The organism is Bradyrhizobium sp. USDA 4510 (genome assembly GCF_054059095.1).
Window position 1 is genome coordinate 796923 of the sequence record NZ_JBSSBT010000001.1, and the last position, 17486, is coordinate 814408.

11 protein-coding genes and 8 pseudogenes are annotated in these 17486 nt (G+C 60.8%); 12 read left to right on the plus strand and 7 right to left on the minus strand.

What is annotated here, in order from left to right; translation table 11 throughout:
• Window positions 1-56: 56 nt before the first annotated feature.
• From ACVMDN_RS03600 to ACVMDN_RS03610, 3 genes and pseudogenes are all read left to right on the plus strand, one after another.
• A pseudogene (locus tag ACVMDN_RS03600) lies at window positions 57-995 on the plus strand (IS630 family transposase).
• Window positions 996-1134: 139 nt separating this feature from the next.
• Window positions 1135-2781, plus strand: a complete 1647-nt coding sequence (locus ACVMDN_RS03605; RefSeq protein ID WP_456835652.1) for an ISNCY family transposase — start codon at window positions 1135-1137, stop codon at window positions 2779-2781.
• A gap of 230 nt (window positions 2782-3011) precedes the next feature.
• Entirely contained in the window at window positions 3012-3311 is a 300-nt protein-coding gene (locus tag ACVMDN_RS03610; RefSeq protein WP_456835651.1) for a hypothetical protein, read from the plus strand.
• 134 nt (window positions 3312-3445) lie between these two features.
• On the opposite strand, the pseudogene ACVMDN_RS03615 reads toward ACVMDN_RS03610, so the two are convergent.
• A pseudogene (locus ACVMDN_RS03615) lies at window positions 3446-3628 on the minus strand (porin); the annotation flags it as partial.
• A 504-nt stretch (window positions 3629-4132) separates the two neighbouring features.
• Between ACVMDN_RS03615 and tnpA the strand changes: the two are divergent.
• The 4 genes from tnpA to ACVMDN_RS03635 are packed head-to-tail and all read left to right on the plus strand — an operon-like array spanning window position 4133 to window position 7177.
• On the plus strand, window positions 4133-4594 hold the full coding sequence (gene tnpA, locus ACVMDN_RS03620; protein ID WP_141343522.1) for an IS66-like element accessory protein TnpA: 462 nt from the start codon (window positions 4133-4135) through the stop codon (window positions 4592-4594).
• Complete coding sequence (gene tnpB / locus ACVMDN_RS03625; RefSeq protein WP_456835650.1) at window positions 4591-4944, plus strand: IS66 family insertion sequence element accessory protein TnpB; 354 nt, start codon at window positions 4591-4593, stop codon at window positions 4942-4944. Before tnpA ends, tnpB (ACVMDN_RS03625) begins: the two co-directional genes overlap by 4 nt.
• A gap of 50 nt (window positions 4945-4994) precedes the next feature.
• Window positions 4995-6557 (plus strand): IS66 family transposase, encoded by a 1563-nt coding sequence (tnpC, locus tag ACVMDN_RS03630; RefSeq protein WP_456835908.1) that lies wholly within the window; start codon window positions 4995-4997, stop codon window positions 6555-6557.
• 29 nt (window positions 6558-6586) lie between these two features.
• Window positions 6587-7177, plus strand: a complete 591-nt coding sequence (locus ACVMDN_RS03635) for a UPF0149 family protein (RefSeq protein WP_456835649.1) — start codon at window positions 6587-6589, stop codon at window positions 7175-7177.
• A 144-nt stretch (window positions 7178-7321) separates the two neighbouring features.
• On the opposite strand, the pseudogene ACVMDN_RS03640 reads toward ACVMDN_RS03635, so the two are convergent.
• Window positions 7322-7701, minus strand: a pseudogene (locus ACVMDN_RS03640) (helix-turn-helix domain-containing protein); the annotation flags it as partial.
• Window positions 7702-7746: 45 nt separating this feature from the next.
• On the opposite strand from ACVMDN_RS03640, the pseudogene ACVMDN_RS03645 reads away from it, so the two are divergent.
• A pseudogene (locus ACVMDN_RS03645) lies at window positions 7747-7876 on the plus strand (IS3 family transposase); the annotation flags it as partial.
• 324 nt (window positions 7877-8200) lie between these two features.
• Here ACVMDN_RS03645 and ACVMDN_RS03650 read toward each other — a convergent pair.
• The 5 genes and pseudogenes from ACVMDN_RS03650 to tnpB (ACVMDN_RS03670) form a co-directional block, all read right to left on the minus strand.
• A pseudogene (locus ACVMDN_RS03650) lies at window positions 8201-9816 on the minus strand (thiamine pyrophosphate-binding protein).
• Window positions 9817-9857: 41 nt separating this feature from the next.
• Window positions 9858-11405: an L-piperidine-6-carboxylate dehydrogenase gene (amaB, locus tag ACVMDN_RS03655; RefSeq protein WP_456835648.1), complete on the minus strand. Its 1548-nt coding sequence runs from the start codon at window positions 11403-11405 to the stop codon at window positions 9858-9860.
• A 2088-nt stretch (window positions 11406-13493) separates the two neighbouring features.
• Window positions 13494-14049: pseudogene (locus ACVMDN_RS03660) on the minus strand (ATP-binding protein); the annotation flags it as partial.
• A gap of 1 nt (window position 14050) precedes the next feature.
• Window positions 14051-14404, minus strand: a pseudogene (locus ACVMDN_RS03665) (transposase domain-containing protein); the annotation flags it as partial.
• A 70-nt stretch (window positions 14405-14474) separates the two neighbouring features.
• On the minus strand, window positions 14475-14642 hold the full coding sequence (gene tnpB, locus ACVMDN_RS03670; protein WP_456835647.1) for an IS66 family insertion sequence element accessory protein TnpB: 168 nt from the start codon (window positions 14640-14642) through the stop codon (window positions 14475-14477).
• Window positions 14643-15011: 369 nt separating this feature from the next.
• Here tnpB (ACVMDN_RS03670) and ACVMDN_RS03675 point away from each other — a divergent pair.
• From ACVMDN_RS03675 to ACVMDN_RS03690, 4 genes and pseudogenes are all read left to right on the plus strand, one after another.
• Window positions 15012-16255, plus strand: a pseudogene (locus tag ACVMDN_RS03675) (IS256 family transposase).
• 63 nt (window positions 16256-16318) lie between these two features.
• Window positions 16319-16534 (plus strand): hypothetical protein, encoded by a 216-nt coding sequence (locus tag ACVMDN_RS03680; protein WP_456835646.1) that lies wholly within the window; start codon window positions 16319-16321, stop codon window positions 16532-16534.
• 390 nt (window positions 16535-16924) lie between these two features.
• Window positions 16925-17326: an SxtJ family membrane protein gene (locus tag ACVMDN_RS03685; RefSeq protein ID WP_456835645.1), complete on the plus strand. Its 402-nt coding sequence runs from the start codon at window positions 16925-16927 to the stop codon at window positions 17324-17326.
• 7 nt (window positions 17327-17333) lie between these two features.
• Window positions 17334-17486 carry a DUF5989 family protein gene (locus ACVMDN_RS03690; protein WP_456835644.1) on the plus strand — a complete coding sequence of 51 codons (153 nt, stop codon included), beginning with the start codon at window positions 17334-17336 and terminating at the stop codon, window positions 17484-17486.

Consider the following 17486-nt stretch of genomic DNA (forward strand, 5'->3'; position numbering starts at 1 on the left):
CCAGCGGGAGCGATTTCTGATTCAAACTCCGTGCTGGAGAACGGGGGCCAGCATGGATGACGCGACCCTATTCAGAAGACCTTCGTGAACGGGCTCTGGCGCGAGCTGATGCAGGAGAGACAGTTCGTTCGATTGCAGAGGCGCTTCAGATCGGCCCGTCCTGTGTAACGAAGTGGAAGAATCTGAGACGGGAGACTGGGTGCGTTTCGCCCGGCAAGATCGGCGGTCACAAGAAGCTGGTTCTGTCCGGTGCCAATGCTGATTGGCTGCGTAAGCGCGTTCTCTCGGGACCATTCACTTTGCGGAAGCTGACACAGGAACTGGCGGCGCGCGGGATCAAGACCGATGTGCGGGCGGTGTGGACGTTTGTGCATGCCGAAGGGCTGAGCTTCAAAAAAAACGATCCTGCCAGTCGAACAAGATCGCCCCGACATCGCCCGTAAGCGGACACGCTGGAAGGCCCATCAAGGCAAGATTGACGCTTCACGCCTGATCTTTATCGACGAGACCTGGATCAAGACCAATATGGCGCCACTGCGCGGTTGGGGACCGAGTGGACAGCGGCTCCAAGCATCCGCGCCTTTCGGTCACTGGAAGACCATGACTTTCATCGCAGCGCTGCGGCACGACCAGATCAGCACACCTTGGGTCATCGACGGCCCCATCAATGGCTCTTCACCCTCTATGTCGAGAAGGTGTTGGCCCCAACTCTGGCAAAAGGTGAGGTCGTCATCCTCGACAATCTTGGCAGTCACAACGGCAAGTCCGCTCGCAATGCGATCCGCGCCACCGGAGCGCACCTGCTCTTCCTGCCGCCCTACAGTCCCGATCTCAATCCGATCGAACAGGTCTTCGCCAAGCTCAAACATCTGATGCGAGCCGCAGAACCGCGCGATGTCGAGGCAACCTGGCGCAAGGTCGGCGAACTCCTCGACCTCTTTTCTGCACAAGAGTGCGCCAACTATCTCAAAAACTCAGGCTATGTTTCCGTATAAAAACAGCGTGCTCTAGATTGAACTGCGCGAACCGCTCCCGCAACTGGCGGTGGAAGTTCTGTCGGTAGCTCGTGATCTGTCGCCTGTTTGTAGCTCGTGAAGTGTCGTGTTTTTGGTGCCCCGGAACAAAGGGGGCACGATGGGCACGGCATCCATTCACGAGGGTGTACGACGGATGCGGTTCTCGGATTTGCTGGATCGGACGGAGGCGAGGGAACTGACGCAGGAGGCTGCTGCGGAGGTTCTCGGGATCAGTGTTCGGACCTTCCAACGGTGGGCGGAGCGTTATGAGGCGGAGGGCGATGACGGGCTGGTCGACCGACGCATGGGACGGCGCTCGCCACGGCGGGCTCCAGAGGAAGAACTGGAACGGATGCTGGGACTGTTCCGCGACAAGTACGCGGACTTCACGGTGAAGCACTTCCACGAGCAGTTGCAAAAGCGGCACGACTATGTGCTGGGCTATACGGTGACGAAGCTGGCGCTGCACACGGCGGGCTTGGTGCGGAAGGCACCGAAGCGTTCGGCGCATCGCAAGAAGCGGCCGCGGCGGCCGCTTCGGGGCATGCTGCTGCACCAGGACGGATCGCGCCACGTTTGGATCGAAGGCCTGCCCGCGAGGGACCTGATCGTCACGATGGACGATGCGACCAGCGAGGTCTACTCGATGGTGCTGGTCGAGGAAGAAGGAACGGCCTCGACCTTCCAGGCCTTGCGCGAAGTGATTGGCGAGCATGGCCTGTTCTGCGCGCTCTACACCGACCGCGGCAGCCATTATTTCCTGACCCCAAAAGCTGGCGAGAAGGTCTCGAAGACGCAACAAACCCAGGTGGGACGGGCTTTGTCGCATCTTGGGATCGAGCATATCGCAGCCTATTCGCCGCAGGCGCGCGGGCGCTCCGAGCGGGTGTTCGGCACCTTGCAGAACCGGCTGCCGAAGGAGCTGCGGCTTGCCGGGATCACGACGGTTGAGGCTGCCAACGCGTGGCTGAAGGCGCATTACATCCCCGGGCACAACGCCGCGTTTGCGATCAAGCCCGAACAGGAAGGCACGGCATTCGTGGCCGACCGGCATGAGGCCTGGCGCGAGGCGCTGTGCGTGATCGAGGAGCGAACCGTCGCCAACGACAATACCGTTGCATGGAACGGTCGGCGGCTGCAGTTGCCGGAGAGCCGGCTAAGGCCTCACTTCGTCAAGGCTGTGGTGCGCCTCCATGAGTATCCCGATGGCACCGTCAGCGTGTTCCTCGGACCGCATCGATTGGCGAGGTTTGCGCCTGACGAACAGCAGATCAGCCCCGACGCGCTTCAGCCTGGCGGCGCGCTCGGAGCCGTCAAGGACAAGCCCTGGCGGGCGCGCAAGCGCGCGTCCTTGACCGCTCCTGCGCGCGCGCCGCCGTCAAGATCGTGCGGGTCGGGACGGAGAAACGGGCTTCAAATCGAACAAAGAAACCGACCCACAGGGCTGACCAGACGACCCTATCCATGGCATGACAACGCGGCGGACCCGTCCACGCCTTCCGGGTGCGTCCAAAACTCCAAAACGAAGGCGACAGATCACGAGCTACAAAAACACGACATCTTCACCCGCTACGGACACTGGCGGTGGAAGTTCTGCGCATCACTTCGGAACTGGAAGCACCCCAGGAAGTCATCAGCAAAACCCACCAGATATACCTCTCGACATAGTGGCTTGAATTTCTTCTCAAACCAGATCGCCATTATGCCCCCCGCGAATAAAGAGTTCGATGAATGCGGCGATGTCCGCGAACGGGCGACGAAGTAACGACGAACTTCTCAAATCGTCTGCGTTGCTCGCATCGTACATGACGCTGCTTGCGGCAACTGCGCCGCTTTCGCAGCCGATCCACGACGCGATCAAGGTCGTCAACAAGCATCTGTCGCGTTAATCCATTTGCGGTCGGCTCTCACGGCTGCACCGGACGTGTAGCCCTTTGATGTGAAGGTTGAGCCGCTAAGCCGTCCCGGCGAACCGCTTTAGCTCGGGAAAGTCTCATGAAACACGTCTGGACTATCGAAGACCTCCGCAACGGTCTGACCATCGCTCGCTATCCATGGAACGAACACACTCCCGCCTATCTTCTCGTTGTCGGCCGCAACCGCAACATCGCGCAGGATGAGTTCGACGCGCACAAAAAATACGTGCGTCAGATGCAATACGGTCGGACAATAAGGCCGAGACCGCCGTCCGGAAGACCGTTTTTCCGGCACTACCTGCATGCCATAAAGGGTTGGCGGAACCCACGTTTTCTGGGCATGGTCGTAGAAGGAATGTTCGAAGACCGTCGAGCGTAAAGTGCAAGTACAGATTACGCAGTCAGGCACCCCGTTCCGTCCTCGACTTGCATTGGAGCTGTTAGCCGGCGTTCAATGTAGAGTAGCGCCCATCTGTCTTGCACATGCTTCCTAACTGCCTTCATGAGTAGCTCGTAACCACCCAACTTGATGCAGGTGTCAGTGCCTGGAACATAGTAAAACCCAGGCCCGTATAGCGAACATATCCTGACGTACTCAATTGGCTTTGCCTTCACGGGAAGATCGGCGGCCCGTGCTCCGCCCAAGGCGATCAGACCAGCGGCCGAACCGAGCAAAAGGCTCTTCGCTACGTCCATATTAATCTCCTCCAATTATCTCACCCCAAAAGTGATCGCTGTCTAACGTTCGCCCTCAATCATTCACGATTGGATGGCCTCCTCGGACGACCGCTAAGTTGACTTCGCGCCGCCGACTATTCCGCCATTCGCAAGATTACGTTGACAGATTGTTGTCATAATCGGCGCACGAAGTTTGAACGGAACGGACAAATCTGCGCTTGCGCTCGAGAGGTGTACTCCGACTGCCTCACGTCGGTACGATGCGCGCCACATGGTCAACGAATTCAACCGTTCCTTCTAAGTGCGCAAAGTCCGTTCGGCCGACTGAACCTCCTCACGAATTGATAGACAGTAGGCTCGAAGAGCCAGGAGGTGTCGGATCGAAGGACGTCAACGTCAGTCGTTTACGGACGACTACAAGCGGCAAGCGATTGATCGTAACCGGCATGAGGGCCTCACCTCGCAGTGACGAAGCTTGTCTGCGATACAGGCTGGCAAGAGCTGATCGGTGGAGGTGGCGCGATGGCAAATGCCATGCTTGATGCCAGGCAGGAAGGTGACTCTTATCGCCGCGTTGAGGTGATCACTGGGGAGCGGCGGCGGCGACGGTGGACGAGCGAGGAGAAGGCCCGGATCGCGGCAGAGAGCTTTGAGGAGGGGGCGAACATCTCCGAGGTGGCGCGGCGTAATGGCGTTTCTCGCGGACTGCTCACGGTGTGGCGACGCCAGGTAGCGGCGGCGCTGGCCGGCAAAGCCCAGAACTTCGTGCCTATCCAAATTGGCGCCGAGAGCGATGGCGGGAGGGTTGGCAAGTCCGAGTGTATTTCGCCGGTACAGACGAAGCCCGTGGAGATTGCCACGCCGCCGGCCAAGGTCTGTGGAGTGGTCGAGATCGAGGTGAACGGGGCGCGCATCCGGGTCGAGCCGGGGGTGGAACTGGCGACGCTTTCGGTGGTGCTATCGGCGCTTCGAGGGATCCGGTGATTGCTCTACGGTCAGACCTCAAGGTGGTGCTGGCGGCCCAGCCGGTCGACTTTCGTAAGTCGGTGCATACGCTGTCGGCGCTGGTGAGCGAAGCACTGCGCGCGAACCCATATTGCGGCGACGTCTTCGTGTTCCGCAGCAAGCGCATGGACAGAGTGAAGCTTCTGGCGTGGGACGGCAGCGGCATGGTGTTGGTAACGAAGTGGTTGCACCAGGGGCGTTTCACCTGGCCGCCGATCCGCGACGGCGTTGTGCATGTCAGTGCGACGCAGCTTGCGATGCTACTCGACGGGCTCGAGTGGACGCGTGTGTCGCCCAAGCCTGTGAAGCAGCCAGCCATTGTCGGCTGAGAAGTGAGGATTTCACTGGAGCATGGGTCGCACGGATGTATCGTCTGGTCATGGCGATTCGCCCCGACACTCTCCCGACCGATCCGGCAGCTCTGACCGAGATGGTGCTCGCGCTTGACGCTGAGAACGAGACGCTGCGCGTAGCAATGCAAACGTTCAAGGACATGATCTTCGGGAAGCGCTCGGAGCGGCTTGCCGCGCTCGTGGCCGAGCAGCTCGCGCTTGAGCTTGGCGATCTTGAGACCGACGTCACGCCGCCTGCAGCTGCCAACGACGATGCAGCTGCGGCAAAGCCGCCCGGCAAGCCACTGCGGAAGAAGGCGCGCCGCAACATCGGCGCGCTTCCAAAGCACCTGCCGCGCTGCGAGCATGTGCTGGAGCCGGAGGCGACCGCATGCCCGTGTTGCCAGGGCCAGCTTCACAAGATCGGTGAGGACGTCAGCGAGGTGCTGGACATCATCCCGGCGATCCTGCGGGTGCTGCGGACGGTCCGTCCCAAGTACGGCTGCCGCCGCTGCACCGATGGTGTGATCCAGGCGAAGGTGCTGCCGCGCCTGATCGAGAGCGGCATGGCTTCGACCGCACTCGTGAGCCACGTGGTAGTCTCGAAGTTCGCCTGGTATCTGCCGCTGTACCGACAGGTGCTAACTCTGGCCGGCCACGGTGTCCATCTCGACCGGGCGACGCTTGCCGGCTGGGTGAAGCGTGCGGCCTGGTGGCTCAGGAGCCTCTATGCGCTTCAGCTGCGCACGATCCAGACCGCGCCGCGCCTGTTCTGCGACGAGACGCCGATGCCGGTGCTCGATCCCGGACGACATCGCCCGCGCATCTGCCAGTTCTGGGCGCATGCCATGGATGATCGGCCATGGGGCGGTCCCTCGCCGCCGGCGGTGGCCTACGTGTTCGCCGACGGCCGCGGCACGGCGGAGATCGCCAGACAGTTGATGGGCTTTTCCGGCATTCTGCAGGTCGACGGTTATGCCGCCTACAAAGCGCTCGCCCGCGATCATGGCGGCGCGATCCAACTCGCCTTTTGTCTCGCCCACGCCCGCCGCAAATTCGTCGAGGTGTATAAGACGACCCAGTCGCCGTTCGCGCGCGAAGTGATCGAGCGCCTGCAGGCGATCTATGCCATCGAAGCAGAGATCCGTGGCAGCAGTGCCGAGCAGCGGCTGGCCACCCGCGGCACGAGGTCCGCTCCATTGATGGAGGCGCTCAGGACGCGCCTGACCGCAATGGTCGGCCAGCTCTTCTCCCAATCGAAGCTGGCGGAGGCCATCAACTACGCACTCAATCACTGGGACGGGTTGACGCTGTTTCTCCGCGACGACCGTGTCGAAGTTGACAGCAACACAGTCGAGCGTTCCATGCGCCCGATTGTGATGGGAAGACGCAACTCATTGTTCAGCGGCAGCGAAGGCGGCGCCGAGAGCTGGGCGATCCTGGCGTCGCTCGTGAACACGGCAAAACTCCATGAGCTCGACCCGCAGGCCTACCTGACCGATGTGCTGGAGCGCATCGTGTCCGGGCGAACCAAGAGCCATCAGCTGCACGAGCTGCTCGCCTGGAACTGGAAGGCGGCGCGCCGGCACACACCGCAGGCAGCGGCATGAGCCCACGTCGCCATAAGGCAGGATCGTCGATGGCGTCAGCCGCGATGTCGCTTGCGGAGCTCGAGCGATGGCTCCAGGATCGCGTCGATCGCCATCCTACCGCCACCAGCATTCCCATGCTCGACGGCTATACCGCCGCGATCGTGGCCGGACCGGTGTCAATGAGCCCGCTCGATTGGATCTGCCCGCTGCTCGCGATCGATGCCGACGCTTTCAACCATGGCGGCACGCCGGAGTTCGCCGCGATCTCCGCCGTCGCGCTGCGCCACAACGACATCAGCAACACCCTCTCGACTGCCCCCGATCGGTTCGAGCCGATGCACCGGCGCGACCCAAGCGGCAACATCGATGCGCATCCCTGGTGCCAGGGTTTCTATGCCGCGATGCGGCTCAGACTGTCGGCGTGGGCGCCGTTGCTCGACGTCAACAACGTCAATCACGGCCTGCTGCTGCCGATCCTGCTGCATTGTCGCGACGATCAGGCCCGTCCGCTGCTCGGACCGCCACGAAACGGTCGCAAAACCGAGGATTTCCTCCGTAACGCCTACCTCGATATCCCAACCGTCGTCGAGGCGCTGCGCCAGCACTGGATGCCCATCCGCTACGCACGCGACCGCTAATCATCGCGGACGTGGGAGCTCATACCGGTTACGATTGATCTCGTAGCGTCGAGCGGGCGCTCGATCGGATCTGCGGCCAAGGAGCTTGGCCCGCGGAATTCCGTGCTGCGGCGTTGGGTGCAGCAGCGAGGGGCCCGGCTGGAGCCGACAGCGGCGTCGCCGTCGTAACTCACGGGAAATGGTCGAGGCAAATCGATCAAGACGACGCCCGATCTCACGCCTCGAAAGGCCCTGAACGCGAAGAAGTGCAATCTCGTCGCGTTCCGCAAAAGAAAGATACCGGCCCGGACGGCGCCTTGGCTGAAGATCTGAACGTCGCTGGTGGCATTCCGCCTGGCTTTCGGAACAATCTGGTTCCCACACGCTGCGATATACCAGCTATGAGCGCAGCGTCGTCGCTGGTCATTCCCTGCGCAATCCCTAACCAGAACCGTTGAAGTTCAGATCTCCCGCAACTGGCGGCCGTCCCGGGACGGTAACGGCGGGCGTCCAGATCGCAGTGATCGTCGCTTTCGAATGCCCATCGCAACCTCCAAAGTCTGAAGTTGCGACGATCGATTGAATCCGTCCAATATGCCTCGGCGGATTACCGCACGCTGATGCAATCCGCTGGCCTCAGGGCGTCGATGAGCCGAAAGGGCAACTGCTATGACAATGCTCCGACGGAGAGCTTCTTTCACGCGCTCAAGGCGGAGCTCGTCCACCATAGGGCACTATGCAAAATGGGCAAAAGCCACACGGGATATCTTTGCCTATATCGAGGCCTTCGTCACTCCGCCGTCGTCTTTATCAGCCCCGAACAAGATGGAGCTAAAAGCAGCTTAACCCTGTCCATTTTTTTCGGGGGAAGATCAATGCGCGCCGTCGGGCACACCAAAGAGTCTGACATGGCCGGTCTCGAAACCGATGTGACGCCGAGCTGGAGCAGCGGCTTAGGGGCTTGGCGATGCATGCACTGCACCCAACCATGTCCTGTGCTTGATCTCATCGCCGCTCTTGCGGCTGAGTATTTAAGAGCGCGATTCAACCTCGCTGAATGCGCTCCTGCGCCGCTGCACGGATCTGCGACAGCGTCTTCTCCGGGGTCAACGCTTCTTGATCAATCCGGATTTCAATGACGGCAGGCCGATCAGCATCGAGCGCAGCGGTGAGAGCCGGCTCGAACTGCTCTGTACGGTCGACCACTACACCGTCTGCGCCGAACGATCGTGCATAAGCAGCAAAATCAGGATTGAACAGTTCGGTGCCATGCACACGAGCTGGGTATTCGTGTTCCTGGAACAAGCGAATCGTGCCGTACATGCTGTTGTTGACGATAATTATCACGATTGGCAGCTTATACCGCACCGCGGTCGCTAGTTCTTGGCCGGTCATGAGGAAGTCACCGTCGCCCGTCAGGCAAACTACCGGTCGATCCGGATGCGCCATTTTTGCCGCTACTGCACCAGGGAGACCGTAGCCCATGGACCCCGCCGTAGGAGCGATCATGGTGCCCAAGCGGCTGTATTGATAATGCCGCAACGCCCAGACGGTGAAGTTGCCTGCACCATGCGCGATAATGGTCTCGCGCGTGAGCACGCGGCGCATAACGATCGCGACCTGCCCCATATCAACGCTGCCGGGTTGCGCGGGCAAACTCAGTGACTCCAAGTATTCCCGATGTGCGTCGGAGGTCCACTCACGCCAAGGTGGCACAAGGGCGGGCGCAAGCTGTGCTGCCTGTGCTGCAAATGCCGGCATGCCCGCATGCACCAATACTTCCGCCTGATACAGCTTTCCTAGTTCCTCAGCACCCGGGTGCACATGTACGATGGCCTGCTTGGGCCGCGGGATCTCCAGTAGTGTGTAGCCTTTGGACGGAATCTCTCCCATCCGTGCTCCAACGAGTAGCAACAGGTCCGCTTCTCGAATTCGTCGGTCTAGCGCAGGCGCCCCGCACACGTCGCCGACGTAATTTGCGGAGCAGTTATCGAACAGATCTTGGCGGCGGAACGAACAAGCCACCGGGAGGTCAAAAGCCGCGGCGAACTGCTCGATATCTGCGCAAGCCTGTGCAGTCCATCCGCTGCCGCCCAAAACCATCAACGGCCTCCGGGCTTGCCCGAGCAATACCAAAATACGTTGCATATCCTCCGCGTGGCTGTGAGGCTGCGGCACCTGGTAACGTCGCCCATCGTCGACCGAAACGGTATCCGTCAACATGTCCTCAGGGATCGCAAGCACAACTACTTGGCCATGGGGCCAAACATACGCCGATAGTCGATCTCTTGGAACGCCTCGCGCTCACTGGTGCCGCGTCCGACTTGGCCGATAAATAAAATCATCGGAGTCGAATCTTGGAATGCGGTGTGCAAGCCGATGCCTGCGTTAGTCGCTCCAGGCCCGCGTGAGACGAACGCGATACCGGGTCTACCGGTCGCCTTACCGTGCGCTTCAGCCATGAACGCCGCGCCGCCTTCGTGGCGGCAGACGATCAGCTTGAACTCGTCGCGAACATTGTAGAGCGCGTCAAGCACAGATAGGTAGCTCTCCCCGGGGACACAGAAAGCCGCGTTGGCCCCGTGGAGGCGTAGCGTGTCGACTAGCACCCTGGCACCCGTCCGACACTCTTCTTTGAGGTCGTGGAAGTCTGATTTCATATGCCACGTGCCAAGCCACGATATGAAATGAACGCTTTACGTCAGTCATGCGCAAGGTCGAACTTGACTCCACAGGCCGTCGGTAAGGCGCGACTATAGTTGATGGTATTGGTCGCACGGCGCATGTAGGCCTTCCAAGCATCCGACCCGCCCGCCCGCCCGCCGCCAGTCTCCTTCTCGCCCCCAAACGCGCCGCCAATCTCGGCGCCAGAAGTACCGGTGTTCACATTTATCATACCGCAATCTGATCCTCGCGCCGACAGAAAGACCTCCGCCTCACGGAGATCACTCGTAAAAATGGAGGACGAAAGACCTTGTAGAACGCCGTTGTTCAATTGGATGACCGCGTCCAAGTCGCTGTACTTCATAATGTACAGAATGGGAGCGAAGGTCTCGTGCTCGACCGGCCCCGTCTGTGAACTCATCTCGACGAAAGCTGGGCGGACATAGTACGCATTCGCCGCACCTTCGATCGCGACTCGTTCGCCGCCGCATACCTTGCCACCGGCTGCTTTCGCCGCTGCAATCGCGTTTTGCATGGCGTAATAGGCGTGCACGTCGATCAATGGGCCGACGAGCACTTCCGGGTCGAGGGGTGACCCGATAGACACCGATGCGTAGATTCGCTTTAGCCGCGACACGAATGCGTCGTAGATGCTCTCATGTACGAATAGGCGCCGAAGCGTCGTGCAGCGCTGGCCAGCGGTACCCATAGCAGCATAAGCAACAGCGCGTAACGCCAGTTCAAGGCCAGCGGCGGGAGTCACGACCGCGGCATTATTTCCGCCCAGTTCAAGAATTGCACGCGCAAAGCGGTTGGCAAGTCGCCGCCCAACAGCTCGGCCCATCGTCGTCGATCCAGTGGCCGAGACCACCGGCACCTTCGGATGATCGACGAGAACTTCGCCAATCTCGCGGCCACCAAAAATTACCGCCGAAAGCCCTTCGGGTGCACAGCTGGCGTCCCTCGTGAAGCGCTTCAAGGCACGCGCAAAAAGAGCTTGTGTGACCAAGGCAGTCAACGGCGTTTTGTCAGAGGGCTTCCAGACGATGCTGTTACCACACACAAGAGCAACGGCCGCATTCAAGGCCCAGACCGAGACAGGAAAATTGAAGGACGAGATGATCCCCACAACGCCCATCGGATGCCACACCTCCATAATCCGATGTTCGTCACGCTCGGTCACTATTGTAAGACCATAGAGCTGCCGAGAGAGACCGACGGCGAAATTACACACGTCAACCATCTCTTGGACTTCACCGAGACCTTCAGAAACGATTTTACCCGCCTCAATTGAAACCAACTGACCAAGAGCCTCCTTGTTGGCGCGTAATTCTTCGCCGAACAGCCGCACAAGCTCACCACGCTGCGGTGCCGGCACCAATCTCCACTCGCGGAAGGCCTTAGCGGCTACCTCGATTTGGGCGGCGGCTCCGTTAGCGGATGCTTCCTGGACCTGTCCGATGATCTCACCGGTAATAGGCGTTTGTACCTTGAGAGTTCCCTCTTTATAGAGGGCTCGACTCACACCGAATTTTGTGAGCAGCCTGTCGACTTCACAGGAGAGCTCGACCTTATGCGCTTTCATTTGCATTTTCGTTTTACTTCGTGTCCTACAGAGGCGAATTAATTTAGGTGATCGTGGAAGTGTTCGGCTTGATGCGTCAGCTGGATGTTAGACTGGCTCAGCGCGAAAAGACCGCATAAGTCGGCTCGACATTGGGGAATTCCTGCAAGATCAACGCGCCTAACGCTTTCGACGGTGTATTTTTCGCCAGTCATCGGCCGAAGGTGGATTAGCCAGGAGCTCCAAGCGCGTCGCAGCTATTGCGTTGCAGCTCGGGTCACCATGACGCGCTCGATCTGAAACGGCGCAACCCCGGCGGGCAGGAGCGAACGGATCATAAGCATCATGTCTCGATTGAATGCGCAAGCCGGGAACGGCACCGGACGCTAGCATTCCGAGTCCTCTCGTTTCAGCTGTCCGAGCGCCGGCGTCATATTGGCCGCGCGCGAACGCACTGAAGAACCCATATGGACCATCCAGTGTGCCTGTCGGCTTTCACGGCAGCTCCAGCAAGAGCAACCGCAGTAATTCCGGCGCGGACTGCAACGCCCCGCGTGGACACAGCCCTCCATCGTGCCATCAGCGAAGCACTGGTGAAAACCTGCCAGCCATGTTTGCGGCGAAGTTGAGTACTGTCGCAAATTTGCCAGAATCAAAAACGAGTCGAAACTGACGCAAGGGAACGGCGCTAAAGACTCGAATTATCGGGCCGCACGAATGCTGCTCGCCAACCACGGACGATCCAGGAACCACGTAGGTTCCCGAATGATCTCAGCGTCCCCTCAGATTCTGAAGCCGTCCTGCACGATGTCCGCCTGCCCAAGCCGCACAATCGGAAGAATATTGCCCGGATAGGCCGCGTTCGGAGAGACGGCATCCTCGGCCGCGCCATCGCAAGTTCGCTCTCATTGAAGATGTAGCAACGCATTCAAGAATCTCAGCACCCATTCATCGTCGAACTATCACCCGCCGAGTTCCGCCCGACATAGTCCTCGTGCAGGCGCATGACATCCGAGCGAGTCCGGATTCCCATGATCTCGCCCGGCTCTACCGATTTGATCTCGCCCGGGATTCCGAGGTGATCTCGCCCGGGGCGCGAGGCGCTCTGGCTGTGTAGTTTCTGGCATCGGCGAAGCCGCGTGGTCAATCTTGAATCGCGGCTGGAAGGACTTGTTTTTTGCTGCTCGTGCTGTGGGTATGTGGGCAACGCCCTTCGCGTTGTCCAAGCGCAGCGGCATGTCCACAACGCCACCGACTCAGGCCTTTCGGCCGGGCGGGTTCGCCGTGGGCCTCTCGCCGTTGAGATCGATCCGGTGAGCATGTGGACCAGGCGGTCGAGGACGGCATCGGCGTAGGTTGGGTCGCCGAACACGGCAAGGTACCTCTATTTTGACCGGGGCGTGTCTCATGTCACGATCACTGATCCGCATCATTTTCTTTTTGGGCACCAGCTTGAGGTGCTGTAGGAGCGATCGGGGCGGTCCCGCCTAACCCGTTGTCGCGCTGCCGGACGGTAGGCCGGGCCGGTTCGGGTCGCGTCGACGGATCTTGCCGAGGCGATCACTTCCCGCCCGAACGCCGCCGATCTGCGGCGCATCAGTGCACGTACGCTGATCCCTTTGATGCAACGTTTGAGCGCGAGGCTGGACCTTCTCGACGAGAAGGTGATTCGCGGAGGTCGCGTTGCGTATCGCCCCCTGCCGACATTGGCAAATCCACCTGGCCGGCCGATGGCCGACATTCGCGCCTGTGGCCGAAGCTGTCGACCGCGACGCAAACCGGCATTGCTCAAATCCTCGCCACGCTGCTGCGGCGAACGCAAGCGTTTCCTGGCAGGCCCGGAAGGGAACCGGGTCGTGCTGATCAGCTTGAACGTTGCGGACGAGCGGCTCACGACTGCGCACCGAGCCAAATTGGCCTATGTCTACGTGCGGCAGTCATCCGTGAACCAGGTGCGCCAGCACCAGGAGAGCACGGAGCTGCAGTACTGCCTCGACCGCGCCAGGACGAACAAATCAGTCAACTTCGGAAGCGGGTGCGACGCACCAAGCGTTCGAAGAAGGAGGCATCATGAGGTCATCGGCTCGCCGATCAGGCGCGCCTTTGATCGACCGACAGCTGGCTGGTGACGATGGTGGAGCGGTGGCCGTAGCGGTCCTCGAGAATCTCCAGGAAGTCGTGGCGAGCCGCGGCGTCGAGCGGCTCGAGGCCCCAGTCGTCGAGGATGAGGAGATCGACACGGCCGAGTGCGCGCAGCAGACGCGGGTGGCGGCCGTCGCCGCGCGCCAGGGCCAGATCACTGAACAGTCGCGGGACGCGCTGATAGAGCACGGAGTGATTGTCGCGGCAGGCTTTGTTGCCGAGCGCCGAAGCGAGCCAGCTCTTGCCGACGCCGGACGGGCCACAGATCAAAAGATTGGCGTGGTCGTCGATCCATTGGCCTTCGGCCAGCATCGTCAAGAGGCCGCGGTCGAGGCCGCGCGGGGCGATAGTCGATGTCCTCGACGCAGGCCTGCTGGCGCAGCTTGGCGTATTGTAGCCGCTTCGACAGTCGCTTGTCGCCCCGCAGCGACGCTTCACGTTCGAGCAGCACGCAAAGCCATTCGGCGAGGCCGAGGCTGGCCGCCTCGCCGCCGGCGTCGACGTGGGCGAAGGCCTTGGCCATGGCGCTCGACCGGCAGATTGTCTGGCAACGGACGTCGCGGCGGCCGTGGATTTTGCGCGCGCTTCTCCTTGGCGGCCCCAGGCGCGGCGAGTTCGGCCTTGGTTTCCTGTTCGGCCTGCGTCTCTTCGAGATCCTCGATGGCAAGCTCGAGCTGTTCGACCAGCAGCTTGCCGCGTTCGGAGGATTGCCCGAACTGTTCGCGCCGTGCCTTGGCCAGCATCAGCTTCAGCCGCTCGATTTCCAGCCGGCCGACGGTCACTTCGCTCTTCGCCAGCGCCAGTTGTTCGCGCTGCGCAAGGATCATTGCGTGCGCAGCGGCAAGTTCGGCGGGAAGCGGATCGGAAGGCGTTGTCACGAGGGCAAATCAATCATATTCGCCGCAAATAATCCCGCCGGATTGCTGCCGTGAGTCAAAGAGCCACAGCTTAACCGGAAGCCTGCGGACGCCAGGTTGCCTGCGGCATCCGCCAGTCAATTCCGGACAGGCGATAGGATAGTTGCGCAACGCTGATCGTCACAACGCCGTCCGCCAGCGATGGCCACAAGAAGCGGCCGCGCTCTAACCGCCGCGAACAGACAAGCGCCTTGGCCATGGTGAGTCGACCCCGGGAGTTGCACCCGGAGCCGCTCTCCGAACCGTACGTGACGCTCTCACGTCATACGGCTCTCAACAAGTAACGAAGCAGGACTCAACATCGTCCAATGAGCGAACAGCTTCGGCCTACGGCAGCGGATCAATCTGAGCCAGGTGGAGGCTCTGACTTTTCCATTCTTCAGCCCTTTGTATTTGCGTCGCGCCCAGCGGTTAAGAGATTCGTCGACGTATCGATACAGGTTGTGCATTTCTGACCGCCCATATCTGCCGGAGCTATGCGGGAAAGTGGGGGATGACGGACTGAGATAGGCGGCGTATCGAGGCGGGTGTCGAGCCTGCCAGAACCTCTCAAGGAGAGCGATAAGCCATAAACGAGACTAGCAACATTGTCCCGCTTCGTCAGCCCGACGAGATCGATGATCCACTGACCAATGTCCTGCGCGCCGGTGCGCGGCAGCTTCTGGCACAGGCTGTCGAGGTGGAAGTCGAGACCTTTCTTGCCACGGTGAAGGAATTGAAGCTTGCCGACGGACGCGCCCGTGTCGTGCGGCATGGTTACGGCCCGGCGCGAATGATCCAGACCGGCATCGGCCCGGTCGAGGTGGCGCGGGCGAAGGTTCGCGACCGCGGGGCGTCCAGCGAGGGCGAGCGAATCCGGTTCAGCTCGGCGATCCTGCCGTTGTGGGCACGGCGGACCAGAAGTCTGGATGCGCTGTTGCCGGTGCTGTACCTGCGCGGCATCTCGACCGGCGATTTCCAGGAGGCGCTGACGGCCTTGCTGGGCAAGGACACGCCGAACCTGTCGCCCGCGGTGATTTCCCGGCTGACGGCCGAGTGGCAAGGCGAGTACGAGCGCTGGCAGAGGCGCGATCTGTCGGCGCGCCGATACGTGTACGTGTGGGCCGATGGCGTCTTCCTGCAGGCCCGTATGGAAGACCACGGCGAGTGCATGCTGGTGCTGATCGGCGCGACGCCGGAAGGCAAGAAGGAACTGATCGGCTTTCAGTCGGCGTGCGGGAGAGCGCGCAGAGCTGGCGCGAGCTCGCCTGGTTGCAGATCGCGCCGGAAATTGCCGTCGGCGACGGCGCGCTCGGCTTCTGGAAGGCGCTCGACGAGGTCTTTCCCGGCACGCGGCACGAGCGATGCTGGGTGCACAAGACCGTGAATGTCCTGGACAAGGTCCCGCTCTCGGTGCAGGCCACCATGAAGAAGGATTTGCGCGAGGTCTATTGGGCGCCGAACCGGGCGTCCGCCGAAGCGGCGATCGGCGTCTTTGCCGAGAAATACCGCGCCAAATACGGACGCGCGGTCGAATGTCTGAAGGATCGCGACGCGCTGCTGGCATTCTACGACTTTCCTGCCGAGCATTGGGATCACCTGCGCACCAGCAATCCCATCGAGAGCGTGTTCGCCACCGTGCGGCACCGGACGGTGCGCACCAAGGGTTCGTTGTCGCCGACCACCGCCAAGCTGATGGTGTTCAAGCTCGTCATCGCCGCATCGAAGACCTGGCGGCGGCTCAAAGGCACAAATCTGCCGAAGGTCATCGCGGGTGTCAGATTCAACGACGGCATCGAGGTCATCCAAGTGCCTGCAAACCACGCCGCCTGATCACCTCGTCACCCAAAATCCCGCATAGCTCGCTATCCGAGTCCGTTGCCTAGCAACGCCGCCTTGATCGCCGCGCTCGACTTCGAGCGCGACGAAAGCTGCTTCACTCAGGCGGGTGGACGAAGGCCACTGCAGGCCAAAACGAAATGGCAGGACGCTGCCGCCAAAGCGGGCCAGTCGAAGGCCAACGGAGCAGCGGCATTCGATGCGATCGTTCTGCGATACACGGCCTGCCACGACGCCTTGGCGGCATTGCTGGGAGCCATTGCTGTGAGCTGATGTCGCGGCTGTGCGATGAAACGCTAAGCCTTCTGGTGGAATGGCGCCACATACGCGCTCCTCACCAGCACGTCGCCGAAGCTGGTAGTGTGCAGTGAGGCGCGGCCTAGCAACGCTGCCTAAGGTGCGGAGGGAGAGCGCCCTCGAACGCGCTGTGAAGTGTGGCGCGGTCCCTTCGGTAGCGCGGCCAGCTGGCCAGTCAGGCGTTTACGCCAGCACTCATTGTCGGATCTTCGACAATGTTGCACATGAGACGGAGCGCGCTGCCAGAGTGATCGTACTGTTCTGACGTGATTTTCTCCGTTGGCACGGCGCATGCACGGGCTATCCCCAAACGCAAACGGCCGCGCTGAGCAGAAATCATCCCGAACATATAGCAGGGGGCATAGCATGAGAGTCCCGGCCAAACTGCCGTCCGATCGACGCTTCGGCCTCACATTCTGCGCCGTATTTCTTGCGTTGGGCGCATACGCGGTCATCAAGGGACGCGTCGCTGCTACTTACGTGCCGCTCGTTGCGATCAGTGTCGCATTCGGCGGCATAGCATTGACCGTTCCGCGAATTCTGGCGCCGCTCAACCTGCTCTGGTTCTACTTCGGCGAGTTGTTAGGACGGATAGTCAGCCCGCTGGTTCTGGGTATCATTTATTTTGGGCTTCTAGCACCGATCGCCTTCATCGCTCGCTTGCTCGGGCGCGACGAGCTTCATTTGAGGCGGCAACCGGTCGGAAGCTACTGGATCCGTCGTAACCCGCCAGGTCCGACAGGTCAGTCCTTCACCAACCAGTTCTGAGGCGCAGATGTATCTCTTCATCACGGAACTCTGGGCTTTCATGCGAGCGCGCAAAAAGATGTGGCTCGCGCCCCTAATTGCTCTCATGCTTGTCATAGCCGCACTGCTCGTTCTGGCACAAGGTTCTGTCATTTCGCCGTTTGTTTACGCGCTGTTTTGA